The organism is Paenirhizobium selenitireducens ATCC BAA-1503 (assembly GCF_900492185.1).
Taxonomy (GTDB): domain Bacteria; phylum Pseudomonadota; class Alphaproteobacteria; order Rhizobiales; family Rhizobiaceae; genus Allorhizobium; species Allorhizobium selenitireducens_A.
Genome location: NZ_UEYP01000004.1, coordinates 1 through 21,641, shown reverse-complemented (window position 1 = coordinate 21,641; position 21,641 = coordinate 1). Strand labels below are relative to the sequence as shown.

General features: G+C 60.1%; 31 protein-coding genes. 11 read left to right on the top strand and 20 right to left on the bottom strand.

Annotated features, from left to right (window positions below; all coding sequences use genetic code 11):
* Positions 1–25: 25 nt before the first annotated feature.
* The gene (locus tag RHIZ70P_RS08700; protein ID WP_115670017.1) at positions 26–418 is read right to left on the bottom strand and encodes a GFA family protein; all 393 of its coding nucleotides are present in this window, start codon (positions 416–418) and stop codon (positions 26–28) included.
* Between the two features lie 551 nt (positions 419–969).
* Here RHIZ70P_RS08700 and RHIZ70P_RS08695 point away from each other — a divergent pair.
* Positions 970–1,206: a hypothetical protein gene (locus tag RHIZ70P_RS08695; RefSeq protein WP_147293985.1), complete on the top strand. Its 237-nt coding sequence runs from the start codon at positions 970–972 to the stop codon at positions 1,204–1,206.
* Between the two features lie 294 nt (positions 1,207–1,500).
* Here the strand turns inward: RHIZ70P_RS08695 and RHIZ70P_RS08685 are convergent, their stop codons facing one another.
* Complete coding sequence (locus RHIZ70P_RS08685; protein ID WP_115670014.1) at positions 1,501–1,917, bottom strand: hypothetical protein; 417 nt, start codon at positions 1,915–1,917, stop codon at positions 1,501–1,503.
* A gap of 102 nt (positions 1,918–2,019) precedes the next feature.
* Here RHIZ70P_RS08685 and RHIZ70P_RS08680 point away from each other — a divergent pair, with 102 nt between their 5' ends.
* The 6 genes from RHIZ70P_RS08680 to RHIZ70P_RS08655 all read left to right on the top strand — a co-directional run bounded on the left by RHIZ70P_RS08680 (position 2,020) and on the right by RHIZ70P_RS08655 (position 5,459).
* Positions 2,020–2,337, top strand: coding sequence for a helix-turn-helix domain-containing protein (locus RHIZ70P_RS08680; RefSeq protein ID WP_210209735.1), 318 nt, complete (start codon positions 2,020–2,022; stop codon positions 2,335–2,337).
* Between the two features lies 1 nt (position 2,338).
* On the top strand, positions 2,339–2,593 hold the full coding sequence (locus tag RHIZ70P_RS08675; RefSeq protein ID WP_115670013.1) for a hypothetical protein: 255 nt from the start codon (positions 2,339–2,341) through the stop codon (positions 2,591–2,593).
* Between the two features lie 102 nt (positions 2,594–2,695).
* Positions 2,696–3,163, top strand: a complete 468-nt coding sequence (locus tag RHIZ70P_RS08670; protein WP_147293984.1) for a hypothetical protein — start codon at positions 2,696–2,698, stop codon at positions 3,161–3,163.
* The gene (locus RHIZ70P_RS08665) at positions 3,160–3,693 is read left to right on the top strand and encodes a hypothetical protein (RefSeq protein WP_115670011.1); all 534 of its coding nucleotides are present in this window, start codon (positions 3,160–3,162) and stop codon (positions 3,691–3,693) included. The genes RHIZ70P_RS08670 and RHIZ70P_RS08665 overlap by 4 nt, the downstream gene beginning before the upstream one ends.
* 146 nt (positions 3,694–3,839) lie before the next feature.
* On the top strand, positions 3,840–4,325 hold the full coding sequence (locus tag RHIZ70P_RS08660; protein ID WP_181903986.1) for a translation initiation factor 2: 486 nt from the start codon (positions 3,840–3,842) through the stop codon (positions 4,323–4,325).
* A gap of 411 nt (positions 4,326–4,736) precedes the next feature.
* Positions 4,737–5,459 carry an SOS response-associated peptidase gene (locus tag RHIZ70P_RS08655; RefSeq protein ID WP_115670010.1) on the top strand — a complete coding sequence of 241 codons (723 nt, stop codon included), beginning with the start codon at positions 4,737–4,739 and terminating at the stop codon, positions 5,457–5,459.
* 155 nt (positions 5,460–5,614) lie between these two features.
* Here the strand turns inward: RHIZ70P_RS08655 and RHIZ70P_RS08650 are convergent, their stop codons facing one another.
* The 10 genes from RHIZ70P_RS08650 to RHIZ70P_RS08610 all read right to left on the bottom strand — a co-directional run bounded on the left by RHIZ70P_RS08650 (position 5,615) and on the right by RHIZ70P_RS08610 (position 12,284).
* On the bottom strand, positions 5,615–6,283 hold the full coding sequence (locus RHIZ70P_RS08650) for a hypothetical protein (RefSeq protein WP_115670009.1): 669 nt from the start codon (positions 6,281–6,283) through the stop codon (positions 5,615–5,617).
* Positions 6,280–6,423, bottom strand: coding sequence for a hypothetical protein (locus tag RHIZ70P_RS22965; RefSeq protein ID WP_181903985.1), 144 nt, complete (start codon positions 6,421–6,423; stop codon positions 6,280–6,282). The genes RHIZ70P_RS08650 and RHIZ70P_RS22965 overlap by 4 nt, the downstream gene beginning before the upstream one ends.
* A 29-nt stretch (positions 6,424–6,452) precedes the next feature.
* Positions 6,453–7,169, bottom strand: a complete 717-nt coding sequence (locus tag RHIZ70P_RS08645) for a hypothetical protein (RefSeq protein WP_115670008.1) — start codon at positions 7,167–7,169, stop codon at positions 6,453–6,455.
* Positions 7,166–8,668: a tape measure protein gene (locus RHIZ70P_RS08640; RefSeq protein WP_115670007.1), complete on the bottom strand. Its 1,503-nt coding sequence runs from the start codon at positions 8,666–8,668 to the stop codon at positions 7,166–7,168. Before RHIZ70P_RS08640 ends, RHIZ70P_RS08645 begins: the two co-directional genes overlap by 4 nt.
* Before the next feature lie 358 nt (positions 8,669–9,026).
* On the bottom strand, positions 9,027–9,485 hold the full coding sequence (locus RHIZ70P_RS23435) for a P27 family phage terminase small subunit (protein WP_328588180.1): 459 nt from the start codon (positions 9,483–9,485) through the stop codon (positions 9,027–9,029).
* Positions 9,485–9,991, bottom strand: a complete 507-nt coding sequence (locus RHIZ70P_RS08625) for an HK97 family phage prohead protease (protein WP_235842187.1) — start codon at positions 9,989–9,991, stop codon at positions 9,485–9,487. The genes RHIZ70P_RS23435 and RHIZ70P_RS08625 overlap by 1 nt, the downstream gene beginning before the upstream one ends.
* Positions 9,984–10,166 (bottom strand): hypothetical protein, encoded by a 183-nt coding sequence (locus RHIZ70P_RS23240; protein ID WP_235842186.1) that lies wholly within the window; start codon positions 10,164–10,166, stop codon positions 9,984–9,986. Before RHIZ70P_RS23240 ends, RHIZ70P_RS08625 begins: the two co-directional genes overlap by 8 nt.
* Positions 10,156–10,719, bottom strand: coding sequence for a hypothetical protein (locus tag RHIZ70P_RS08620; RefSeq protein ID WP_115670003.1), 564 nt, complete (start codon positions 10,717–10,719; stop codon positions 10,156–10,158). Before RHIZ70P_RS08620 ends, RHIZ70P_RS23240 begins: the two co-directional genes overlap by 11 nt.
* A complete protein-coding gene (locus RHIZ70P_RS22770) occupies positions 10,716–11,249 on the bottom strand; it encodes a hypothetical protein (protein ID WP_147293983.1) in 534 nt (177 codons plus the stop codon). Before RHIZ70P_RS22770 ends, RHIZ70P_RS08620 begins: the two co-directional genes overlap by 4 nt.
* 276 nt (positions 11,250–11,525) lie before the next feature.
* Complete coding sequence (locus RHIZ70P_RS08610) at positions 11,526–12,284, bottom strand: hypothetical protein (RefSeq protein ID WP_147293982.1); 759 nt, start codon at positions 12,282–12,284, stop codon at positions 11,526–11,528.
* A 441-nt stretch (positions 12,285–12,725) separates the two neighbouring features.
* Here RHIZ70P_RS08610 and RHIZ70P_RS22765 point away from each other — a divergent pair, with 441 nt between their 5' ends.
* Complete coding sequence (locus RHIZ70P_RS22765) at positions 12,726–13,046, top strand: hypothetical protein (RefSeq protein WP_147293981.1); 321 nt, start codon at positions 12,726–12,728, stop codon at positions 13,044–13,046.
* A gap of 109 nt (positions 13,047–13,155) precedes the next feature.
* Here RHIZ70P_RS22765 and RHIZ70P_RS08600 read toward each other — a convergent pair whose 3' ends face one another.
* A complete protein-coding gene (locus RHIZ70P_RS08600; protein WP_147293980.1) occupies positions 13,156–14,010 on the bottom strand; it encodes a hypothetical protein in 855 nt (284 codons plus the stop codon).
* 252 nt (positions 14,011–14,262) lie between these two features.
* On the opposite strand from RHIZ70P_RS08600, the gene RHIZ70P_RS08595 reads away from it, so the two are divergent.
* Positions 14,263–14,535 (top strand): hypothetical protein, encoded by a 273-nt coding sequence (locus RHIZ70P_RS08595; RefSeq protein ID WP_115669998.1) that lies wholly within the window; start codon positions 14,263–14,265, stop codon positions 14,533–14,535.
* Positions 14,536–14,685: 150 nt separating this feature from the next.
* Here RHIZ70P_RS08595 and RHIZ70P_RS08590 read toward each other — a convergent pair whose 3' ends face one another.
* The 5 genes from RHIZ70P_RS08590 to RHIZ70P_RS08570 all read right to left on the bottom strand — a co-directional run bounded on the left by RHIZ70P_RS08590 (position 14,686) and on the right by RHIZ70P_RS08570 (position 17,939).
* Positions 14,686–14,943, bottom strand: coding sequence for a hypothetical protein (locus RHIZ70P_RS08590; protein WP_115669997.1), 258 nt, complete (start codon positions 14,941–14,943; stop codon positions 14,686–14,688).
* Complete coding sequence (locus tag RHIZ70P_RS22760) at positions 14,943–16,193, bottom strand: hypothetical protein (protein ID WP_147293979.1); 1,251 nt, start codon at positions 16,191–16,193, stop codon at positions 14,943–14,945. The genes RHIZ70P_RS08590 and RHIZ70P_RS22760 overlap by 1 nt, the downstream gene beginning before the upstream one ends.
* Positions 16,183–16,428 carry a hypothetical protein gene (locus tag RHIZ70P_RS08580; protein ID WP_115669995.1) on the bottom strand — a complete coding sequence of 82 codons (246 nt, stop codon included), beginning with the start codon at positions 16,426–16,428 and terminating at the stop codon, positions 16,183–16,185. Before RHIZ70P_RS08580 ends, RHIZ70P_RS22760 begins: the two co-directional genes overlap by 11 nt.
* A gap of 93 nt (positions 16,429–16,521) precedes the next feature.
* The gene (locus RHIZ70P_RS08575) at positions 16,522–16,749 is read right to left on the bottom strand and encodes a helix-turn-helix transcriptional regulator (protein WP_115669994.1); all 228 of its coding nucleotides are present in this window, start codon (positions 16,747–16,749) and stop codon (positions 16,522–16,524) included.
* A 95-nt stretch (positions 16,750–16,844) separates the two neighbouring features.
* The gene (locus tag RHIZ70P_RS08570; RefSeq protein WP_115669993.1) at positions 16,845–17,939 is read right to left on the bottom strand and encodes a site-specific integrase; all 1,095 of its coding nucleotides are present in this window, start codon (positions 17,937–17,939) and stop codon (positions 16,845–16,847) included.
* Positions 17,940–18,050: 111 nt separating this feature from the next.
* On the opposite strand from RHIZ70P_RS08570, the gene dusA reads away from it, so the two are divergent.
* Entirely contained in the window at positions 18,051–19,064 is a 1,014-nt protein-coding gene (gene dusA, locus RHIZ70P_RS08565; RefSeq protein WP_115669992.1) for a tRNA dihydrouridine(20/20a) synthase DusA, read from the top strand.
* A 176-nt stretch (positions 19,065–19,240) separates the two neighbouring features.
* Here the strand turns inward: dusA and RHIZ70P_RS08560 are convergent, their stop codons facing one another.
* Positions 19,241–19,453, bottom strand: coding sequence for a cold-shock protein (locus RHIZ70P_RS08560; protein ID WP_028735154.1), 213 nt, complete (start codon positions 19,451–19,453; stop codon positions 19,241–19,243).
* 471 nt (positions 19,454–19,924) lie between these two features.
* Here RHIZ70P_RS08560 and RHIZ70P_RS08555 point away from each other — a divergent pair, with 471 nt between their 5' ends.
* On the top strand, positions 19,925–20,521 hold the full coding sequence (locus RHIZ70P_RS08555) for a J domain-containing protein (protein WP_115669991.1): 597 nt from the start codon (positions 19,925–19,927) through the stop codon (positions 20,519–20,521).
* Positions 20,522–20,560: 39 nt separating this feature from the next.
* Here RHIZ70P_RS08555 and RHIZ70P_RS08550 read toward each other — a convergent pair whose 3' ends face one another.
* Positions 20,561–21,073 (bottom strand): hypothetical protein, encoded by a 513-nt coding sequence (locus tag RHIZ70P_RS08550; RefSeq protein ID WP_115669990.1) that lies wholly within the window; start codon positions 21,071–21,073, stop codon positions 20,561–20,563.
* Positions 21,074–21,641: the final 568 nt, after the last annotated feature.

Below are 21,641 nucleotides of genomic sequence, written 5' to 3'. Positions count from 1 at the left end.
TCTGACCCCATAACTGCGGCCCGTCCTACTCCTCGAAGCGCGACGTCGCGTCACGATCGCGCTCATGGTGCCTCTTGAGCGGAAACGGCGGAAGCCATGATTCGCGGCGGATGGTCCAGAGCTCGTAGGTCGGCGTCAGCTGGTCGGGCGCATCCAGCGATCCGAGGTTCACCTCGATTTCGTCGCCGCTGCGGCCGAAGAGCGGTGAGCCGCAGCGCGGGCAGAAGTGCCTGCCGTCATAGTCGCGCGTCTCGCCCTCGATCGTCACGGCATCCTCGGAAAAGATCGCCGAGGCGTGGAAAAGCGCGCCGTGATGCTTGCGACAGTCGAGGCAGTGACAGATGCCGACCCGGTAGGGTCGCCCCGTTGCGACAAGGCGGACATTGCCGCACAGGCAACCGCCGGTGAACGTCTCCATGCTGCACCTCCTCCAGGCAAAGTACCCCCCTGTTTACGACAAAGGCTGGCAAAGCGGCAATGTTCGTCGCAGGATGGAGAGGCTCGGATTTTCGCGGGGGTGGAGGATCTTTCGCTCACGACGAACGGAGCCCTCGGTGCCCGCTTCGGCAAGACCATCCCTTCTCCACCATTCAAACAACCGGTGCCGAGAACCCGACACCCTTGCGGACAGCCTCTACCAAGGCTATCTGACCCCGCATGACGATAGCACCGCTCTACAGCCCGGGGACGAAGATCTTCGCGGTCGCCCCGATGATTGACTGGACGGATTAGCCTGTAGAATAAGGCGAGGGTAGGGGATGTTGTACTGATTGTAGTACTGTCCTGCCGGCGCTGCGGCAAAGGGGTGCGACCGGAGGGTGGCCGGCAGGACGATTCGACCGAAGCCGAATTTCATGAACGTAGCGCGGTGTAAGCCGATCTAAATATTGACAGCTTCGTATTTTGACTAAAAAGTGCAAGGACTGAATGCGCCCACTCTTAGACGCGAACTTGCGAGAGGAGGTTGCCATGAGCGTTGCACGTTCCTTTAATCCACAATCTATTCACTACACTCCGGATGATTTGGCGATTTGCCAAAAGGCCCTCGATGCTATCGAAGAACATGTGGTGTGCGGAGAGCGCCAGCGGGCGACCTTTGCCGAGATCATCTTGGGCCTCTATCAACAAGGCACCACTGATCACAATGAGCTTACACGATTGACCATGGAGGCTTGTGGGCTCAAAATTCCAGCGGATGTTGCGTAGCGCGCCACCGCTACAGTCTCTGAGTTGGTGAGGCGGCGGTACGGAGCGGACCACGTACCAGCGCCGTTTGGAGGTTGCTGTTTGACTCCATTGCGCTGCGCAACGCCTTCCTTAACTCAGCCTCGACATTCGCTCGAGCTCGCTGATCGGAAGCCGAATTTGCCATAACCTGGCGGACAGCACAGCCGCCGAAGCGGAATTCGATCAACAGGTGGCGACACTCCCTAACCAGCGTCCAGCCGTCAGCGCCGCACGCAGTGGCGATGACGTTAACATCGCGGATGGCTTTTGCCTTCATGCGGCGAAAACCGGCGACACACTGCCGAAAGCCTGCGCGTCACATTCGTGCCCGCCGTACCAGTCAAGGCGGTAGTCGGTGCGGTCGATTCCGGACGCGCGTTCAAGATACTGCACCAACGACACGGCCAGCCGCTCCATCCGACCAAGGCGCCGTTCCGTTTCGAACACGGATTCGTCGTCGCCCATCTGGTCAATGTCGCCGCGAAGAAGCTGCGCGAAATATAGGGCGCCTTCAGGCGAGCCAGCCGGATGGAACGAGACTTCCTCTCGGAGTGCGTCGATACGTGCGGAATGGATCCGCTCCGCGTTCTCGTCGCCCGCAGCCTCGGCCGCGTCGTGGGCAAGTGCGGCACGATGGAACTGGCGCGCCAGCTGAGTTGCGACATGATGGGTATTGCTGTTGTTAACCATTTCGGAAGCTCCTTGTTGTGTTTGTACACCTGCGTTTGTACAGTGTCACAACGATAGGCCGTTTATGGTTAATGTCAACGCGTATTTGTACAGGGTACAAAAATGAAGGCGATTCAGCTGAAGATGGCTAGGGCCGCACTTGGCATAGGAGTCAGGGATTTAGCGGAAATGTCGGGAATTACAGCGAATACGATTTCCCGCATCGAGAATGGCAGCGACGCCAAACAGTCGACAATAGACACGCTGCAGAAATGTCTCGAAACTGCCGGTATCACCTTCATCGACGACCATGCAAACTCTGCCGGTGGTGGCCCTGGCGTTCGCCTAACAGCCTCTCCGAAGGAGCCAAGAAGCGATGATGAGACCATCCAGTACAAGGAGTATTTGAATCCCGACGCTAGCTTCGGCAGCGGCGGTTGACATGAAGCAGACCGTTGATCTGCTCGCCGCAGTGAGCCGCATGCGTGACCAATACCGCGATGGCAAGGTCGATCGAGACATCCTTCGAAAATGGATTGCCGGGCTCGGCTCATATCCGCCACCGTATGGCCCTCACGTCGATGCCGCCAAGGCCTGGTTCGGGCAGCCGCTTGCCGAAGTCACGGACGCGGTCAGGGACATGGATATACAGCATTTGTCGGCCATCGTATTGACGCCGCCCACCACCGAGCGCTAGCTTCTCATTGGCGGCTTCACCACCCGCCAACCACCACACAGAGGAAAAACAGTTTCTGGCATTCGTGCCGGCGGCAATTCTCATCTCTTGGTGGAGGTCAAGGTGGATCCACTCGACACGATTTACACCGCCGAGGAAGCTGCAGAGCGGCTTCGCTTGACGTCCCGCGGGGTTATCAAGCTGGGCAGGGAGTACGGCCTCTGCTCTCGCCGAGGGAGAGACTACCTTTTTTCGGAAGCTGACATTTTAGAGTTGTGGCAGGTCATGCGCGAGCCGGCGAAGTCCCCAAAGCCGCCGCCGGTGAAGCCGTCCCTGTCTGACTACCAACTGTATGAGAGGCTGCAGGCGCTAACGCGAAAGAAAAAAGGACTTGGTCGAAAGCGTTGGGAAGAGGCCAACGAAAAAAACAGAGAACTTCGCGAGGCGACGAAGGCCGCGATTGAGCGGTGGAAGGGCCAAGAGCCATTGGATCACAACAATCGCGATCCAGAGTATTGGACGACAGAGCGCCGCGAGCGCCGCCGGCTTGAGAGCTTGGCCAAGAAGAAGGGATGGATGGTCCGAACATGACCGACAACGGCCCGCGCCTGATTGGCCGCAAAGAGGCGGCTGCTTATTGCAACATCACGCCGACGGCGTTTAGCGGATGGGTCCGCACGCACATCATGCCGCCAGCCATCCCCGGAACGCGCAAGTGGGACAAGAAGGCGATCGACGCAAAGCTTGACGAGATCAGCGGGCTGGCCGGAAATGACAACAATCCAGTTGACGAATTTGAGAAGTGGGAGCGTGAAAAACGGCAAGTCGTTGACCGACCAAGCGACTCGCTAAGTGAATGGCGCGAGAAGAAGGAAAAGCGCCGCGCGAAGTATCAGCCGCGAATGGGTCTCGACGCGAAGCACGAACGCGTTCTGTTGTTCATGGCCGAACGGCCAGACTGCGACACACCCGGAATGATTCCAGGTGCGGGGCCGGCGGTCATTCAGCACCTCGTCACGGTCGGTGCGTTGAAACATGCTCCAGGCGACAGATACGAGCTGACGGATGAAGGCCGCCTGGAGGTTGTCCGGATACGCAAGTGGTGGAATTTGGCGCCCTGAGCGCGACAACCGGCTGACATCCGTCACCACACCAACCACGTCCCCAAAAAGGGCAGTAAAACCGGAGTTGTTTCATTCACATAACGGCGCGCGCCGATTGACTCGCCGTGTTTGCACCCATCACATTGCTACCGGGGGGACGTAAAATGAAAAGATTGATACTTTCTGCAGTTGCATGCGCGTTGTTGAGCAGCTGTGGCAGCATCACACGGGGAACGACCGAGCCGGTTTACCTTAGTGCAAGACCAGCCGACGCGAAGATCACCACCTCTCTCGGACATTCGTGCGTGTCACCGTGCACGATAACCGTTGACCGGAAAACCAGCCTGACCGCTTACGCTGAACGGCCCGGATATGAGCGAGGAGTCATCCAGATAGGCACGAAGGTGAGCGGAGCCGGTGCTACCGGTTTTGCCGGGAACATACTGTTGGGTGGGGTCATCGGCATGGGGGTGGACGCCGCGACGGGTGCCGCCAAGGACCACTACCCAAACCCCGCACAGTTCGTTCTTCAGCCGATCGATCCGAAGAATCCGGCAACGCCTCCGCAGATCTCGTTCCAAGATGAAGTACTGAGGGACATTGAGGCCGAAAAAGCGAAGGCCAGGGACAAGTCCGCGCCAATGTCTTAGTCGCGGCAGCGCCCTAAGCACCACCCTTGCAATCCGGCGAGCTAGAGCCGAGCGCCGGTAGGATCCACGGTGCCGGCCGACCAGTCAGCTTTTCAATAGTGGAGAGCACGGCGACATTAAGCTCGTGCAGGATCCAGTAATCCGCGGCCGACGGTGACACCCGCGAAGACAACTCGTTCAGATGTCGGCAGAACACGCGCGCGTCATTGAGCAGGCGCGCGTGTTCGACTTCCGAAAGTTTGGCTGGCCGTTTCCTTCTCATGTGGAGAACATAGAGGGAACGTATCGCGATTGCAAACGGTCTGTGTATGTTCCGTCTGGGCCGTTGCCACTCGTACTCGGGCCGGTTGAGATGCCATGGGTGAAAAGGCCGGTCTGGCGTGATACAAAACTCAAGCGAGGAGGAGCCCTATGTGCAATCTCTACAACGTCACGACAAATCAGGAAGCTATCCGGGCTTTTACCCGCGCCATGGTCGACAGCCTCGGAAACCTCGAGCCATCCTTGGACGTCTACCCCGATCGCATGGCACCGATCGTCCGCAACACGCCGGCCGGACGCGAACTGGTGAGCGTGCGTTGGGGCCTGCCATCGTCCCGCCAAGCGCTCTTCCAGGCCGCCTCAAAGCGCGCCGAAAAGCTGCGCGCCAAGGGCAAGGAAGTGGACTTCGACGAGCTCTTGAAGATGGAACCGGACGGCGGCACGACCAATGTGCGTAACACCGCGAGCAAGCACTGGACTCGCTGGCTTGGACCTGAGCACCGCTGCCTCGTTCCCGTCACCAGCTTTGCCGAACCGGATCCTGCCAGCAAAGTTGAGGGTGGCCGGACGCCGAATGCCTGGTTCGCCCGCAACGAGGATCAGCCGCTAATGTGCTTCGCCGGAATCTGGGTGCCGCAGTGGGAGAGCGTGCGCAAGGTCAAGGAAGGGATCATAAAGGCCGATCTTTACGCCTTCCTGACGACCGAACCGAATGCGGTCGTGGCTCCGATCCATCCGAAAGCCATGCCGGTACTGCTAACCGAGCCGGAGGAAATCGAGATGTGGATGACGGCGCCATGGGACGAGGCAAAGGCGCTGCAACGACCCTTGCCAGAGGATCGGCTGGTTCTGCTTTCGACAGCAGCGGATTGACCCTTCAATATCCGGGGATGACCAAAGCGCTTTGCCATGGCATGCTGATCGTGCCGGCTGATCCAGCCCTACCCCAGCCCTGGCCGGCGAATTGACCCCCAAGCAAGGCCTCGTCTTCCAGCGGAAGGCGGGGGTTTTCACTAGGCAGCCAGCTGCTAAGATCGATAGTCGCCAATGCTTGAGATCTTTTGTTTGGAGCGCTTGCTTGTCCGACTCGGTAGGCTTTCTCTTTTGATCAATTGCCAACGCTCGTCGGGCCATCGGCAGAGTTCGCGCACCGATATTCCTTCCGAAGTGACGGTCGTAATGGTTGCGTGCCCGCCAATACCGAAATGAACTTGCCGCTGGTGCTGAAGCATCTCAACCATTGCGCCATCAACATCGGTTCCGCACTTTGCTGTGACTTCGGCAAGTACCTTCAATTCCGGCTGAGGCGCAAATATCGAATATTCGACGTTGACCCATTCGAATTTTGGTTTCCGTCGACTACTGAGATAGTTGACGAACGGCACACCTTCAAAATCAACGCCGGCCAGGACTATTTCGAACTCCCCGTAATACGGAAGCAACGTCTTCCATCTGAGCGACTTGCGGATGGTGCGAGGACCATTTTTCAACAATTCGTCAAGCGTTGGGAAGTTCGGCAGAATCCGTCGAAGCCGGTCAAGCGTTCCGGCATGCCCACGAAATCCGATCACGGCGTTCAGATGAGGCATGGCGACAAACTTTTCGCCGCGGCCAACAAACAGGCTTCTCATGCAATACGCAGAGTCCGAGACGAGAATTACACGGTCCTGGAGTATTGCAGCATTCATTGCGCTCATAGCCGTTCCGCCCCGAAGTAAACTCCGCCACGGCAATTTCCGTACATTGCGGCATACGTCCCAAGATACAGAATATTCGCCGCCAGTGCATTGGTCGCCAGCGAGGAAATCATGATGGGGATGATTTCGAGTCCAGTCATCGTGCGTCTCCTTTGTGATTTGAATGGTGCTAACTGTGATAGTCGGCGCCGGTGCCGTCGCTGAACGTCAAATCGTCAGCGCTAAACGGGTCGATTTTCTCACCGACAACGTCCGGCCAGGTATGCAGCGTGCGCTGCTCGTATCCGTCGGCTCTGACGACTGTCAGGTCGATATGCCCGCCAACGCTATAGAATGGCTCGCGGTCCGGATCTGACGGATTAGTCATTTTCTGCCGGCGCATGCAGTCGAGCATGAAGACCGCGTCTTTCTCTAGCCCGTCGCCGATCGAAATAGGCCCGTATTCTGCCAGGTCGGCGCCTGTAGGCGCGGCACCCTGCGCAAAGCACCGTGGCATTTCCTGAAGCGTGAAGGCAGGCACGCCACTAGCGGGGTCGGCAAACGTGCTAAACACAAAACAGACAGGCCCGCGGGTTTCCGAAATGGCGCCGATTGCCATTCGCATGCCAAGGTCTCCCATGGCCTTCTCGCGGACTGCATCAAGTGAGACGGCAAGGAGGGCCAGCGCATCGTCAACCGAACCTGTCGCGTCCGCCGTCGTCAGGATCATGTCGGCCAGCAACGATGTTTCGGAAATCGTGCCGCTGCCCACGACAGCCAACGGCACAACGTCGGACGCCACGACCTTGCAGTGCGAACCAAGGAAGACGCCATCGGGCGAGTAGGCAGCCCCGTCGCTCAAGATCTCGACGCGGTCCGCGTACGGGCAAAGAATAAACGCTGTCATTGGGCAGCCTCCGACATGATGAAAATCGTTCCGCAGACGGACTTTTGAGCGTTGGTCTCAGCCTGGAGCGCCGCGGTGCGTTCGCGGATCTGCTCGACCTCGCGCGCGTACTCGGATTGTTTGGACTTGCCTCCGCCTTTTGATCCGGAGCCAGAGCCAACGGGAGCTTTGAAGTCCGCGGTAGACACGGGATTGACCGCAACCGGACGACGACCGCCGCCGCGTGTGGAAGGGCCGCCCATGTTGCCGTTGGTCGTGGCGTCGGCTGGTGCTGGCACTGCGGTAAAACCGTTCGGTCCGACTTTGTAGCCGCCGACAGTTTCTGGCATGTTGGCAGCTGCCGCGCGCAGTGCGGCGAGTTCGTTTCGAACCTGTCCGATGCGCTCGAGCGCCTCAGTGTTGTCGAAGCCAAGGCTGGTGTTGAGCGCAATCCGCTCCTGCAGCATCTTGACCTCGGCTTCCAGTGCCGTGACCTTCGCGTCGGCTTCCTTCTTGTCGATGTTGACGACAAGCCCATCTTTGGTCGCGCCTACGGATTCGGCAAGCTTCTTAAAGACGCTGGAGTTTCCAAGCTCATTTAGGAAATTAGCTAATTCCCCGCGCGCCTTCCTAATTTCGGCGATGAAGCCGGAAACATCGAAGCGATCGAGGATTTTGGCAAGCGTGTTGATGCCGTTCGCCAGGCTCTCGCTGGCGCCGGTCGATGCGTTGAACTCTTTGACGCTGCTTATGAGCGCGGTCTGCAAATTCGTCATCGACTGCTGGAGCGTGAAAGTCGCGCCTGCCGCCTTCTGCTCCAGCATAGGAGCACCGGCCTCAAACGCACGGAAGAACGCTTCCGACGAAATCTTGCCTTCGATGACAAGCTTCTTCAGTGCCGAAACGGACCCGCCCGCTTCCTTGAGACCGGCGGCTACGGCCTGCGCAATGGTTGGTGCGCCCTCAAGGATGGAATTGTATTCTTCGGCCTGAACCTTGCCTGCGCCAAGCGCCTGGCCGAGTTGCAGCAGTGCGCCGCTGGCCGTCTGTGCGTCGGTGCCAGCCACGCGAAGCGCCAGGGCCACATTGTTGGTGAAGCCGAGCAGTTCTTCGCTGGTGACGCCAAGCTCTTTCTGAGCCTGTGCCGCCTTGCCGTAGAGTGCGGCAAGCGTCTCGATCGGCGCGCCGTTGGCCACGGCAGACTTGGCCAACGAGTCGTAGACTTTCTCGAGCTCGACGCCGGACAGGCCCGCGACCTTGAGACTGTTGTCAATGCGGGTGCCGGCTTCGGAAAGAGACGCTAGGCTACCCGCAACCTTGCCGGTGAGCAAGGCTGCAGCGATCTGCGTGCCGGTCCTGGCAAACGACGCGCCGATGCCTGTGCTGACAGCGTTGGCCTTTTTCTGGATGGCGCCAAGTTGCTTGTTGGTAATGCCTTGCGCGCGATTCATTGCGCGCTCGTACTTTGTCAGGTCAGCCGATAACTGAACTACGAGGCGTTCGAGATCTTGGGCTGCCATCAGTTCGCACCCACGCGTTTACGCGCGGCCGCGGATGCGTCCGTGAAGGTGTCCATGGTTTGTCCTTTGGGTTAGCGGCGTCGGCGCCTGGTAGTGGCGCGCGGATCGCCGAATTGCTCGACAGCCCACGGCTGCCCCTGTTCCGGGTGACGGCTTACGGCCCAGCGCTCTAGAAGTTCTGAAGCGAACGAAAGCCACGCGCTTAGCGCGTCGGCGCGCGAAGGGTTTCCGCGCTCGTCTACCGCGACTCCAGCCTCGGCCAGGTCGTCGAAATAGTCGCATCCGGTTTCAAGATAGAGGTCCCATGCGTCCGGATTGCCCGACCGAGCTTTCGCGCGGCGTCGCTTGACTGGCATGGCTACCTCCGGTTTGAGCGCAGGGCAGGGGGGCGGCCAGGGCTTTCGCCCGCAAAGTCGAGATCGAGTTCGCGAATTAGGCGGGCAAAGGCCAGGCGAGCGTTATGCATAATCGCCACCTCTGGCCGCTCTTTAGGCTGCTGAAATCTGTCTTGAAAGGTGTGGCCGCCCTCCGCGATAACTTCGCGGCATAGCTGGATTTGGTCCCACGCCTCCGCGGCGAGAGTGAGGATTCTGACGTGGTGATCTTCTAAATCCCACTCGTCGACCACGCTTCTGAACCATTTTGCTGTGCTTTTTTGTAGGTGTTTTGGTGGCCTCGGCTGGCCCGATGCCTTGGATTCCGGCACTTTTGGCGCCTCCGATTTTTTGTTGAACGGGGGACTGCTCGCTGCGCACGTTTGACCACGACCGGTCCGCGGAAAGGGCCGCCGGCGAACCGGCAGATACCCCTCCGGCATCACAGGATGCCACGGCGCCGCATTGCGGCCTCAGCCTTCAAACGCGCCGCTGAGGGGGCACCGTTCGCAACGCGCAGCGAGGCCGACGTGTCGTCGTAAGCCGGCGCGCCCGTCAACGTAATCTCGAACAAGTCGGCATCCGTGATGACGCGCAGGGGCAAACGCGCGCCGCCGTCCCTCCACTCTTCCGCGCGCGCCCTGAAGCCGAAAGAACATCCGCGCACATCGCCACGGCGCACAGTGCCGACGGCTTCCTGGCCGCTTGGTGTGGTCGGATCAGGCGTCAACGAAAACCAGAGTCCTGTGCCATCCTCGCGGAGCTCCAGCGTGCCGGCAGAGGTCCGGCCAAGGACGCGGCCAACGTCATGCGATAGCAGCGCCAGCACGTCGGGATTCTCTCGCAATGTCCGGCGGAAGCAGCCAGGCGAAAGCATCTCGCGGAACTCGCCGGCTATAGTGGTTTCGGAGTTGAATTTCGCGGCGTACCCGGTGATCGAATCAGCCACGAACTTTTGCCTCGGCGCTCGCGAGCTTCGTCTCGCGACGTCCCAATGACGACTTGGCGCGAAGCTCGCGAGCGATCTTGACGGGCTCTTCATCCGTCAGCACTGCCGTCTTGCCAGGAAGCTTGACGGATCGGTGAGCATTGGCACGCTTCGCTGTTGCGCGTTCAATGGACATAACCCGCCTCCCTCGCTTCGCGAACAATTCGTTGGACATGGCCATCGCGCGCATCGCCAAGGAAGCCGAGGCCGAGCGGTACGAGAGCGGTCCACTGAATGTCATTAGCTTCGAATTCGTTGCGCATCTGGTCATATGCGGCACGCGCCGTAGAGACCGCCTGCAGCGCGTCGACAAGCGCCCTGACGCGGCGGCCGTACTCAGGGCGGCAGGCTGCAAGGACAGCGGCGTTGGCCCTTTGCTTCTGTTCCGCCAGTCGCCGGTCTATGACCTCAATTGCAATCTCGATGTCGCGGATTTCGGCTTTCAATTCCTTCAGGCGCGCGCGCGGCCGGTTTTCCGTCTCCGCATCGGCATCTTCACCAAGCAATGCCGCGACGCTGGAGCTGTAAGGCAGCGGCGCTCGCGATCCAATGTCTGCTTCAATGGCGGCTTGTTCTCGAGCGAGACCGGCTTTTTTGTCTGCGAGGATCATACGTCGCTGCTGCAGGTCCTTGTAGGTCGCGTCGACTTCGGAGAGGGACGGCACGCGGAATTCTTCCTGCTTCTTCATTTCCTGCCTCCAAAGAGCTCGATGATGGCATCGGCTAAGGCCGCGCCGTTGATGGTGGTGGCGCGGCGATGGCCGAGCATTTGCCAGTGACCAGAGAGCGTTCCGACCGACTGGAAGCGATGCGCCGTTCCGTCTTCAAACAGGAAGACGACTTCCGGCCAGGTGCTCACGATCTCGACGCGCATGCGGCGCGCGTCCGCGTCGCCGTCCATGGCGAGACGCGCGAGCGCTTCCAACTGCTGGCCGGCGGTAGCTCGTACGGAAGCCGGAGCCTGCGAAAGGTCGGCACCGCCTGGTGTCGTGGCGCGGTATGCCTCGACCGCTGTGGCTGCACGCCGCAGGGTCGCGTCTGATGCTACGGCAAGGAGAAGATCGACGACGTGCCTCAACTGAACTTCCGGTGCAACGCCAGGCGCTCCTGATGGCAAGACGTCGGCATCCTGCAGCCGGCGCGCCAGGCTGCGCAATCGCGCCGCTTGGAAGCCAACGTGGCGCGACAGCGCGTCGATGGCATGGTTTAAGGTTGGCACATCTGCCTCCTTTGAAAAATGCGATTGATTGGACAAAACAAAAGCGCTGCCCGCTTCTGGAGTTGCGGGCAGCGCTTGACACGAACCGACGAAGGGGTCGCGGGCCGGTGGATATGCCGGCCGTACATCCGGGCTCGGCAATTGCAAACTGGGGTGAGCGACCGCGCGCGGCCACCCACCATCAGGAAGGTGACGGCCTCCCTGAAACACGAAAGGGCCGCATCGCTGCGACCCTCTGCTCTCCCTACCCATGTGGCCCGCCGAAAAGGGGTACCCCTATGCGGCCTTGCGGTCCTGCGCTTGCCAATATCGGTCCACAATCCCGAAACCGTCAAAGATGCGGGCGCGGGCCTCACCCTTGGCGCCCTTACTGCCAGCGCCGAGTCGTTTGCCCGTTTCCTCGAGTGTGAGGCCGTCAACGACAGACCACTCGAAGGCGTCGAGGATCGCCGGCACATATGCCAATTTGCCGCGGACGATGGCTAGTTCGCGCTTTGCGTCGATAGTAGCATTCAAGGCGGTATCTCCAGTCCATGCCTTCGGGACGGGTGCGGCACGGTTGCGGGCCGGTTGTGTGTCGACAGTTGCGTTCTTGCCGGTGATGACCTTTGGCCCCTTATGGTTGCCTTCCCTGTCGACGTTCTGCACCAAATAGAGGTCAGCCGGATCGCGGCCGAGAAGAGCTGTAGGGCGCATAGCAATGTCGTGCACGGCGCGGTAGCGCTCGGCGAGGGCCAAGCAATGGTCGTTCTTCTCCGTCCGCAAGAGTTTTTGCAGTGGCCAGTCTTCGTTGTCATTCGCTGCCTGGCCATCGTACCATTGTGCTAGGTATACGGCCGCGCCGTTGTGCCGCCATAGTTCTCGCTCTGCCTCGCTGGCCCTATCCCACGCAAAGCTGCGGCAAGGATCGCCGGCCATCCGGATGGTCACACCCCGCCGCGCATGTTTGCGTGGGGGAGCCCAGTCTGTGTCAGTGTCGAGAATTGCAGGCAGGGTATCGCGCCGGTCAAAAACCGGGACGTCGTCATTTTTCAAGGCCGTCACCTATGAAAAAGAGGGAAGTGCCCAAATGGGCGGGCTGGCCGCAAAGGCGGCTTGCGTGCGCTTTGCGCGAATCCTCTATAAGGCACCCAACAGAAAAAGTCAACAGCTAACTTGCGTTCACGATGGAAGTGTGTATAATTTTTGCCCCGCCAAATTGTGGCCTCCAGGCGCGGTTTGGCCCTGCGTGGGGCATATGCGGCAGAATGCTGGAGAAACGCGCCATTGGCCGCCTTTGTGGCGATATGGGGCGCTTCGAGTGCATCCATGGCTGTGAGCTTGTTGCTCACGCGCTCTTCGCGATTGCGAATTTTGCGGACGCAAGAAATTGCTTACTGGGCCGGTCCGTGGGGCGACGGCGTGAGGGATCTACTGCACCCCGCCTTGACGACGCCAGACGATCTGCGAAAAATGCCCTCCAGTTGGAGGCTCGTGATGGATTGGACGGAAGCGCTTATCGCGGCCGGTGAAATCGCCAGGCAGGCCGCAATCGACGTGCCAAGAAGATTGGCCGCCAAGGATCTCACTGCAGCCGAGGCGCACGAACTATTCGTAGAGACCGAACGCAACGCCCAGGCGATGGATGATCTGGTCGACAGAATGGCGGACGACCCGAGCCTGGCCGAAGCGCAGCAGCGAGCGGCCGAGATCATGCAGGATGTATGGGGCAGATTGGTGATAGCCGCGATGAATAGGGTTCGCGAACTCGACGGCCTGCCGCCGGTTGAGTTTCTGGGCATGGAAGACGACGAGTAAAGCCCAAAAATCCTAATGATTCCTCACGCGCGTGTTGCGCGCGCGGGAGGCAAATTCCTGAGTTAGCGTTAGTGCTGTGGGGCATCACCGGTTAGTGTCTGCGAGGCCGTCAACTTTGCCTCGCCCCCCCTTGGTCCCTGGCGATGTCCATCACGTAAAGCTTGAACAGTTCGCCATTCCGATAGACAGGCTTAGCCATTACCCGGATACTTGACATTGCGGCTGCAGCTTCCGCGTAAGGATTGGGCAGTTCAGTGAAGAGCGGATCCCTTATCTCGGCGGTGATAAACCGCCCTTCACCGTCCGGATGCTGGATCTTTAGTTGCCGACTATGATGGATAACGCCGTCGACTTGAATCTCGATCGACGTCATGTCTCCCACTTGGTCTCCCTGTCGAGCTCGGATCGCATCAGCCATCGGCTCGTCTACCACGAGTGATGGTGAAACCCCATCAATGAGCTGTAGTGTGCCGGCGCCGTTTCCAACCGGCGCAACCACCTGCTTCGCTTGCGGAGCAAGGCGATCGACGACCGCAAGGAATGTTTGTCGCCATTGCTCATCGTTCTGGTTTCTCGCATCAAGGTGATCGCGGTTCATCTGAAGAAGAGCTTCCATGTGTTTGTTAGCCTCCGTGGGGCGCCCGCCAAATCGCAGTAGCACGTAACTTAGAAAGTGCTTGGATATCTCTATGCCGCCGCTGACGACAAAATCGCGCAGCAGAGGCAGCACCCACTGAGAATCTTTCAGGATCGCGATTATCTCGACTGATCCGGATTTCGGCTCCTCCGTCGACAACTGCAGCTCAAACCGACGTCGTTTCGGAGCGGGTCGACCGTATGCGAAGACAAAAAGCCCCTGATTAACGATGCCATCTATACCAACCAACGCGGCACCAAGATGTCTCATAGGTAAGCGGTGTCTGTCTGCTTCATCACCTTCGAACTTGAAATGTAGGCTATGCATGACCCCTCCGACACGCGTTTGGCGCATCTAATCTCGGAATCAACTATTTGTGGAGTCCTTCGTGTGGCAGCAGGGGCTTTGCTGTATCATTCCATTGTCATTCGCCGCCTTCGGTGGCTCGCGGCCAGTCAGCTTAGTAAACTCAGCCCACGACAGACGTCTCCCGCGGTGCGGCTTGTCAGCGTCTGTGGTTTGCGGTGCGGTCATACCGTTCTCCTTGATTTCGATTGTTGATAGCGGTACCGTTCAACCATGGATGGATTTCTGAAAATCGTGGGCATAACGACCTTCGTGTTGGCGCTGGGTGTTGTCGTGATCATGGCAGCGAGCTCTGGCAGCGCCGGCATGATGACGCTGTTCACTGCGCTGCCGGTCATGGTAGGCGGCGCGGCGACATATGCGCTTGGCGCCATCCTGAACAATCTGATTGCTATCCGCGCATCTTCTGAGAAGCAGGCGGACGCGCTCGGCAACCTGGTGGCTATGCAAGTGCGAGCAATGAATCCCCCTGCAGAGCGCAGCTAGACCGGCGCTCCGGATTCCCCGGCTCGAGTTGGCGAGTTGGCCATCATCTCGACAGGCGCCAGGCATACCAAGCGCCGACCATCACCATGGCGACAAACATTGCGGCATGCGCAGCCAGCAGTATAGCGACGTGGATTTCCGGTAGATCGTTCATTTGGCGGCCGTACCCTTTTTGTAAATGTTGCGCCTCACAATGGGAGTCAGTTCCCCGTCTTCCCATTCTTCGATGACAATGAACTTTATAAATTCTTCGTCGTCGTCGATTATACCAACAACAGTCACCGGCTCGCCGGCATCGTCTTCCGCTTCGAACCGGTCTATCTTCATCATGCGCGGCTTTGCCTTCACCTCTTCCATAGCGTCGATGAATCCGCACTTTACTGCCTCGTAAATCTCTGCGTATTCCATCAGGCGGCCTCTTCAAGCTTTAGATAGGTGATCTTGTTGCCGTCAGCCTTTACCATCAGCGGCTTGAACATGAGTTCGTCCAGTTCTTCGATGCTTGAAACGCCGACGGCGCCGCAGATGGACATAAGGTAGCGTTGCCCGTCCTCCTGCACCGACTTGAACGCGCTCTCAACATAGATCTTGTGCCGCAGCTTTTTTCCGAAGTGCGGACCGGGCGAGTTGACGAGAAACAGCAAATCGGCCGCCACGTCTTTGCCGTCATATTCTTTGACAACGTCATTCTCGATGAACTCGCCCCAATAGGCGCCAACCGGCCAGAGGGATGGGGAGCCCTTCATGAACTCCGGAATGACGGCAGGTTCGTTGTCATTATCCGGCTGCGGCTCGGCCTTGAGATCTGCCTTGGCTGGCGCGTTTGCCTTGGCTTTGGCGATAGCCGCACCCTTGGCGTCGATGTGAACGATCGGCAAGTCTTCCAGCCACCGCTCTCCGGCGAGCCAATTTGCCGGCTCTGGAATCCATTTCTTTTCGATTCCGTGCTTCTCGTAGTGCGCGGCCCAGTCCCCGGCGACGTCAATGACAACGTCAACGTCAGACAGTATCTTTCGCCATTCGGCGCGCGCCTTCTTTATCCCGTGCTTACGCGGCCATGCGCTCCAGAATTCTGAGAATCCATCTCCCGAAGCCGTTTCCGCTGCGGTGGCCATCAGGCCATCCGCGGGCGGCGCCGGCGGCGCGGCTTCGAACTTATTTCCCACTACATGTGACCCGGTCCTGTGGCCGGGTCCAGTAAGTGGGTCTTCGTTCGGAATTTCATGAACACTAAGCCCGTTTGCGTTCGCATTTTCCCGAACACCTGCGTTCGCAATTTCCCGAACACTAGACACATCGTCCGTAGCGTTCGGAGTTTTACGAACACAAACCAAATCCCACGCGGGGATATAGCGGCTGGCCTGACGGCCCGCGCCCTTGACCTGATGCAGATATCCCCAAGCCACTAGATCGGAAAGCGCGCTGTGAACGTCGCCTGAGTATAGCCCTCGGCCGGATGGGTCGCGCTCCTTTAGCGTTGCGACCACATGCCGGACAGAGGCGAGGGCGTTACCGTAGGTGGAGTGAAACCAATCAAGAATGAAGCCGAACACAAGGCTATGCTTGCGCTTTGCCCGCGGGTCGTATGGGAGCGCGGCCAGCAAGAGAAACTTGGCCTCCAGGCTTTCAGGCTTCGGAAGCTTCCTTTCATCGCTCATTGGCGGTCTCCAGCGCCTCAACGGCAAGCGCGGTAAGCCGCTCCGCCAAGGGCTTGCTGAAGGTCGCTGTTCGGCGCTGTCCGGCCTGCGGTGCGAATAGGAAGTGGGCGCCATCTGGTTGACGCACAAGCCGCAGCCCGTAAAGGCGGACGTGCTCATTGAGCTCGACGTCGACGAACGCGACGCAGTCTTTGCGGCCGGTCTCGCGGGTAGGGTGGCAGTACAGTACTTTCATGGTTGTCCTTTCGGCGCACACGGGCGCGGTCCGTCGGAACTGCCGGCGGACTGTGGTGGATTGCGGTAAGGGGCGGGGAGGGCTCGAGGGCGCCTAGGAGGCCGCAGCCTGTGCGCGGCGATTATCGTTGGCGAAGTCGTAGATCGCGGTGCGCCGCTTGCTATCAAGCCAAGCGTCCAGATCGGTGCGTAGGTAGCGAACGGCGCCGCCGATCTTAAGGTACACTGGCCCGCTTCCGTTCATTCTGGACTTGTTTAGCCAGCCAGTAGATTTGGATATGTATTGCGCAGCTTCTGCGGTTTTCATTTTTTCGCTTGACATCTTTTCGCTCCTCCGGTAGAAAATTGACAATCACGTTAAAATTGCGCATAGCGTCTACAAACGGTTTGCGTGTTTAATGGATTTCCGAGGCTTTGTCAAGTTTTTTCTGCTACTTGTTCACGCTCAATCATTTTCAGCCATTGCCAATCCGCAAACTTATCGCCGCTCTCACGAAGGTGCGAGTAGCGCTGTAGGCTGTTCCAGCTTCTGTGGCCTGACACGCTTGCCGCAAGTGGTATCGTGCGCCCCATCTCGAAAAGGCGGCTAACGCCTTCGTGACGAAGATCGTGGAAGTGGAGGTCATTGATATCGAGAAGCTTGCATGCCCGCGTGAAGGCGGCGCTGATTGCGTCAGTCGAGTAGGGGAAGATCTCCGGCTTGGTGCGGGGCATTGATTTAATGATCGTCAGCGCCTCAGGAGGCAATTCGCACCAGACGTCGTTTCCCTTCTTTTGGCCGGGGTGCTTCATGTCGCGGACCAAAACCCGGCTATGTGACTCGTCAAGGTCATCCCATTTGATGCGTGTAATTTCTTCCTGCCGTCGCGTCGAGAAGATGGCGAAGGCGACTATCAGATGCATCGGTGCTGATTGTGGTGCGCGCAGTTGTCGGTTGACGAAATGCTGCATGATCAAATCGAGCTCGGCGAGGGTGGGGCGGCGATCCCGCTTGGATGAGTGCGCAGTTGCCCCAAGATCTCGCAAGACCATTTGGGCATCTCGCATGACCTGCACGTCAAGCTCCATTCCCCAGGCTGGCCTCCCTAACCGGAAGATCGCGGCGAGGTGGCTAACGTAGTTGCCGACTGTCTGGGGTCGGCGATCACCCGCCAGCAACTCGCGAGCAAATGCGACAATGTCCTCGCTGCGGATAGCGGAGCAGTCCATGTCGGCAATCCTATAGTCCTTGATCGACCGTAAGACCTGCTCTTTCGTTCGGCCCATATCTGATTTTTCTTTGATATACCGGTCGATCGCATCCGAGAGTTTTGACGACGGTGCGGATGCGCGATCGAGTGCGCCTGGCTTCTTCAGTTCCGTCTCACGCCAGCCAATCCAAGCCAGCGCCTCGCGTTCTTTGTCGAACGTCTTAGCCTCACGAAAGGCGATCTTTCCGCCTTTCTTGATCAGGATTTGCGCTGTATACCCAACGCTTCCATCTTTTCGCTTTCTCGCGTTAATAGTGCCCATCGGTACGACATCCTTGGTACGGTACGACGCTTGTTGTACTTGATGGGCAAAAAACACACAACAAGCATTAATTGATGGAAAAAACGAGAAACAAAAAATGGCGCTAACCAATTGAACTTTTACGAGAAAGCCCGGAAATTAAGGGTTCCAATCTTCGCGGTCGCCCCGATGATTGACTGGACGGACCGGCATTGCCGGTACTTCCACCGGCGCCTGAGCGGCCGTGCGCTGCTCTATACCGAGATGGTGGTGGCCGATGCGATCCTGCACGGCAACCGCGACCGGCTCTTAGGCTTTTCGCCGGAGGAGCATCCGGTGGCGCTGCAGCTCGGCGGGTCCGATCCGGCAAAGCTTGCCGAGGCGGTGCGGATCGCGGCGGATTTCGGCTATGACGAGATCAACCTCAATGTCGGCTGCCCGTCCGACCGGGTGCAGTCGGGGACATTCGGCGCCTGCCTGATGCGCGAGCCGGAGACGGTGGCGGCCTGTGTCGCGGCGATGAAGAGGGTCGCGAGCGTGCCGGTGACGGTCAAGTGCCGGATCGGGGTGGACGACCAGGCGCCGGAGGCGGTGCTGCCGGATTTCCTCGCCCGCATGGTCGCCGCCGGCGCCGATGCGATCTGGATCCATGCCCGCAAGGCCTGGCTACAGGGGCTGTCGCCGAAGGAGAACCGCGAGATCCCGCCGCTCGACTATGACCTCGTTTACCGGATGAAGCGCGAGAACCCGGACGTCTTCCTCGGCATCAACGGCGGCATCGATACGATCGACAAGGCGCTTGATCATCTGGCCGTTATGGACGGCGTCATGCTCGGACGGGCCGCCTATCACAATGCCACGCTTCTGACCGAGGTGGACGAAAAAATCTATGGCATGCCCGCCAAGGCCCCTGACTGGGACGCTGTGCGTGACGCGATGATCGCCTATGCCGAGACGGTGATTGCCGGGGGCGGCAGGCTCAATCACGTGACCCGCCACATGATCGGCCTGTTCCAGGGCTTTGCCGGGGCACGGCGCTACCGGCAGATCCTGTCCGACTCCACCAAGCCCTCGGTGGGGCCTGAGATCATCGCCGAGGCCTTCGCCGCCGTCGACATTGCCGGCGGGCCGAAAGTGCAGGGCTAGGCAAGGACGGTCGCAGTCCAGCCGACGGGCATTCTGGCACGGGTTTTCATCGCGGGGACGAGTTTTTTCTCTCGTGCCCGGCTGTCGCGGGCCAAGGCAGGCCGCCACCAGCGCAACGAAAAACGGCGCCCCGAGGGACGCCGTCTCAAAGGATCATCGCCTTTCGGCGAACAGGCTCAGAAAGCCTGGATGTTGACGGCCTTCGGGCCCTTGCCCATGCGATCCGGCTCGGTGTCGAACGAAACCTGCTGGCCGTCCTTGAGGGTCTGGATGCCGGAAGCCTGGAGAGCGGAGATGTGGACGAATACGTCCTTTGCGCCGCCTTCCGGGGTGATGAAGCCGAAGCCCTTGTCCTGGTTGAAGAATTTTACGGTGCCTTTGGTGGCCATGGGAGAGTTCCTTATCCCTTGTGTCGTTGGTTTCCCCACGCCCGGCGGGCCGGAAGAGGGGTCGATATTGCCCTTCGGTGTGACGGGCTAGTCGGAAGTCGCGATAACGGGGAAAGAACGTCTACCAGCGGGAGGAAGCCCCCAGGACCGCTCAGGCGGTCATACAGTCGGTCCAGTCTCCGGGATCATTAGTGCCCGAACGGCGATATTGCTAAGGCCTTTTGCGTCAAAAGGCAAGAGGCTTGCAGGCCCGGCATCGCCACTCCGCCGGGGCAACCGGCTGAATCCATTAAGATTTGAGGGGTGCGGCGGAAGCGCCGGACGTGACGCGGGCGCGCGCCGCCGGTCCCTGGCCCTTGCACCGCCCTTCACCATTCTTTGGACAAGCGGCCTTGCGACTTGAAGCCGGGGCCCGGACGCTTTACCAGACATGCGGGGGCCCGCTTTGCACATGCCGAGGAAGCTTTCGCCGTGATCGATCCCTATCAACTGCTCGGACTGGAGCGCGACGCCGACGAGGCGGCGGTCAAGGCCGCCTATCGCAAGGCCGCCAAGAGCGCCCATCCGGATGCCGGCGGCGATCTCGACGCCTTCGGCCGGCTCAACGCGTCCTATGAATTGCTCAAGGACCCGGTGCGCCGGCGCGTCTATGACGATACCGGCTACGACCCGCAACTTGCCGACGCCACGGACCTGAAAGGTCTGATGATGCTGGAGACGCTGGTCAACGAGATGATTCTCGACGAGCGCGCCCCCGGCAGTTTCGATCCCGTCGCCGGCCTGCGCCGCAAGCTGACCGACGATCTCTTGAAGGCCCGCTTCCACATCCTCGAACTGGAGCGCCACCGCACCCGGGTGCGCCAGCATGCCGACCGCATCGGCCGGCGGCCGGAAAACGACGTGCTCGGCGCCATGCTGCGCGCCCGCGCCCAGTCGATCACCGAGGCGATCAAGGGCGCCGAGACGCAGATTTCCGCGATCGAGCGGGCCTATGCCATGCTCGAGGGCTATTCCTACGAGCTGGAGGCGGTTGGCCCCCGCGGGCCCGAGGCCGAGGCGGCGGAATAGGGGCGGGTCGAGGCGGGGCATCGTCCTGACCGCGCGCCCTCACAGCATCCACGGCAGTCCCTTGAGCATCTCGCGCGGCACGGCGTCGACCGCGGCACGATAGGCCTTGAGCGCGTCGCCCTCCAGCAGCGCCGGCAGATTGTCGCGCCGGCGCCGGATCCACCGGCGCACCGCCGGCCGGTTGGCCGGATGATCGCACAGCACCGTGGCGACGATCTCCAGGGCGGCGTCCTGCAGCTCGCGGGTCTCCGGATCGGGCGAGGGCAGGGGTTCGGCCTCCAGCAGCAGAATGATGAGCGCCGCCCGCACCCGCGTATAGAGCGCTTCGAAGCCGGCCCGCTCCGTTTCCGTCAACTGGTGGACGCACCAGGGACGGATGGGGGCCGGTTCAGGGTCGACATAGCGGCAGGCGCCGCTGCGCCAGCAGGCCCGGACCGGGCAGGCGCGCACCGGCACGCCGAGCAGTTCCGCCGTGCGCGCCATCAGTGGCTCCCGGATGTCATCGTCGATGTCAGGTATTTCGGGGTCCGGCAGTTCGACGGCTTCGTTCATGGGCTCTCTCCTTTGCCAGGCCTTGCCGGCGACCGCCGCGCGGCCGGCTCTTCGTCATGCGCCCGCAACGGCAGGCACGGGTTTTCGCCGGCCGGGCCTCTCGCCCTCCGGTTTCGCTGCTGTGTCGGTGTGTCCCGGCAAGCCGGGACGGACGGGGCGCTGCAAGCTGCCTCGTAGATTGAATTTATGTGGCACCTTCCAGCGCCCCGTTCGGCGGTTTTTGCCCCGCGACTTCGATCTCTCTGCGGCGCCGGCCCTTGCCGGGGATTTTTCATGCAGGCCCGGTTTTTGACCGGCGGACGCCCGCACACCCTCGACAGCCCGGTCTTACCACCATGCCACGCCACACAGGCGCTCCCGGCGCGCTGTCAGGGCCGGCAAGGGTTTGACCGTCCAAAGCCAAAAAACCTTGCCCCCACGTCGCCAGGGGGAGACCATTTTCCGCGGACCCCGAAGGACCGGGCCTGCGATCGCCCGAACCCCTCAGCGCCGATCCCACCTCGCCGGGCACGCACACCCGGTGTATCCGAGGGCGGGACGGGGGTAGTGTAGGCGCGAGTGGAGAGGG

Coding starts and splice junctions, on each gene's coding strand:
- RHIZ70P_RS08700 (WP_115670017.1), bottom strand. CDS start 418: ATGGAGACGTTCACCGGCGGTTGCCTGTGCGGCAATGTCCGCCTTGTC.
- RHIZ70P_RS08695 (WP_147293985.1), top strand. CDS start 970: ATGAGCGTTGCACGTTCCTTTAATCCACAATCTATTCACTACACTCCG.
- RHIZ70P_RS08685 (WP_115670014.1), bottom strand. CDS start 1,917: ATGGTTAACAACAGCAATACCCATCATGTCGCAACTCAGCTGGCGCGC.
- RHIZ70P_RS08680 (WP_210209735.1), top strand. CDS start 2,020: ATGAAGGCGATTCAGCTGAAGATGGCTAGGGCCGCACTTGGCATAGGA.
- RHIZ70P_RS08675 (WP_115670013.1), top strand. CDS start 2,339: ATGAAGCAGACCGTTGATCTGCTCGCCGCAGTGAGCCGCATGCGTGAC.
- RHIZ70P_RS08665 (WP_115670011.1), top strand. CDS start 3,160: ATGACCGACAACGGCCCGCGCCTGATTGGCCGCAAAGAGGCGGCTGCT.
- RHIZ70P_RS08660 (WP_181903986.1), top strand. CDS start 3,840: ATGAAAAGATTGATACTTTCTGCAGTTGCATGCGCGTTGTTGAGCAGC.
- RHIZ70P_RS08655 (WP_115670010.1), top strand. CDS start 4,737: ATGTGCAATCTCTACAACGTCACGACAAATCAGGAAGCTATCCGGGCT.
- RHIZ70P_RS08650 (WP_115670009.1), bottom strand. CDS start 6,283: ATGAGCGCAATGAATGCTGCAATACTCCAGGACCGTGTAATTCTCGTC.
- RHIZ70P_RS22965 (WP_181903985.1), bottom strand. CDS start 6,423: ATGACTGGACTCGAAATCATCCCCATCATGATTTCCTCGCTGGCGACC.
- RHIZ70P_RS08645 (WP_115670008.1), bottom strand. CDS start 7,169: ATGACAGCGTTTATTCTTTGCCCGTACGCGGACCGCGTCGAGATCTTG.
- RHIZ70P_RS08640 (WP_115670007.1), bottom strand. CDS start 8,668: ATGGCAGCCCAAGATCTCGAACGCCTCGTAGTTCAGTTATCGGCTGAC.
- RHIZ70P_RS23435 (WP_328588180.1), bottom strand. CDS start 9,485: ATGCCGGAGGGGTATCTGCCGGTTCGCCGGCGGCCCTTTCCGCGGACC.
- RHIZ70P_RS23240 (WP_235842186.1), bottom strand. CDS start 10,166: ATGTCCATTGAACGCGCAACAGCGAAGCGTGCCAATGCTCACCGATCC.
- RHIZ70P_RS08620 (WP_115670003.1), bottom strand. CDS start 10,719: ATGAAGAAGCAGGAAGAATTCCGCGTGCCGTCCCTCTCCGAAGTCGAC.
- RHIZ70P_RS22765 (WP_147293981.1), top strand. CDS start 12,726: ATGGATTGGACGGAAGCGCTTATCGCGGCCGGTGAAATCGCCAGGCAG.
- RHIZ70P_RS08600 (WP_147293980.1), bottom strand. CDS start 14,010: ATGCATAGCCTACATTTCAAGTTCGAAGGTGATGAAGCAGACAGACAC.
- RHIZ70P_RS08595 (WP_115669998.1), top strand. CDS start 14,263: ATGGATGGATTTCTGAAAATCGTGGGCATAACGACCTTCGTGTTGGCG.
- RHIZ70P_RS08590 (WP_115669997.1), bottom strand. CDS start 14,943: ATGGAATACGCAGAGATTTACGAGGCAGTAAAGTGCGGATTCATCGAC.
- RHIZ70P_RS22760 (WP_147293979.1), bottom strand. CDS start 16,193: ATGAGCGATGAAAGGAAGCTTCCGAAGCCTGAAAGCCTGGAGGCCAAG.
- RHIZ70P_RS08580 (WP_115669995.1), bottom strand. CDS start 16,428: ATGAAAGTACTGTACTGCCACCCTACCCGCGAGACCGGCCGCAAAGAC.
- RHIZ70P_RS08575 (WP_115669994.1), bottom strand. CDS start 16,749: ATGTCAAGCGAAAAAATGAAAACCGCAGAAGCTGCGCAATACATATCC.
- RHIZ70P_RS08570 (WP_115669993.1), bottom strand. CDS start 17,939: ATGGGCACTATTAACGCGAGAAAGCGAAAAGATGGAAGCGTTGGGTAT.
- RHIZ70P_RS08560 (WP_028735154.1), bottom strand. CDS start 19,453: ATGGCCACCAAAGGCACCGTAAAATTCTTCAACCAGGACAAGGGCTTC.
- RHIZ70P_RS08550 (WP_115669990.1), bottom strand. CDS start 21,073: ATGAACGAAGCCGTCGAACTGCCGGACCCCGAAATACCTGACATCGAC.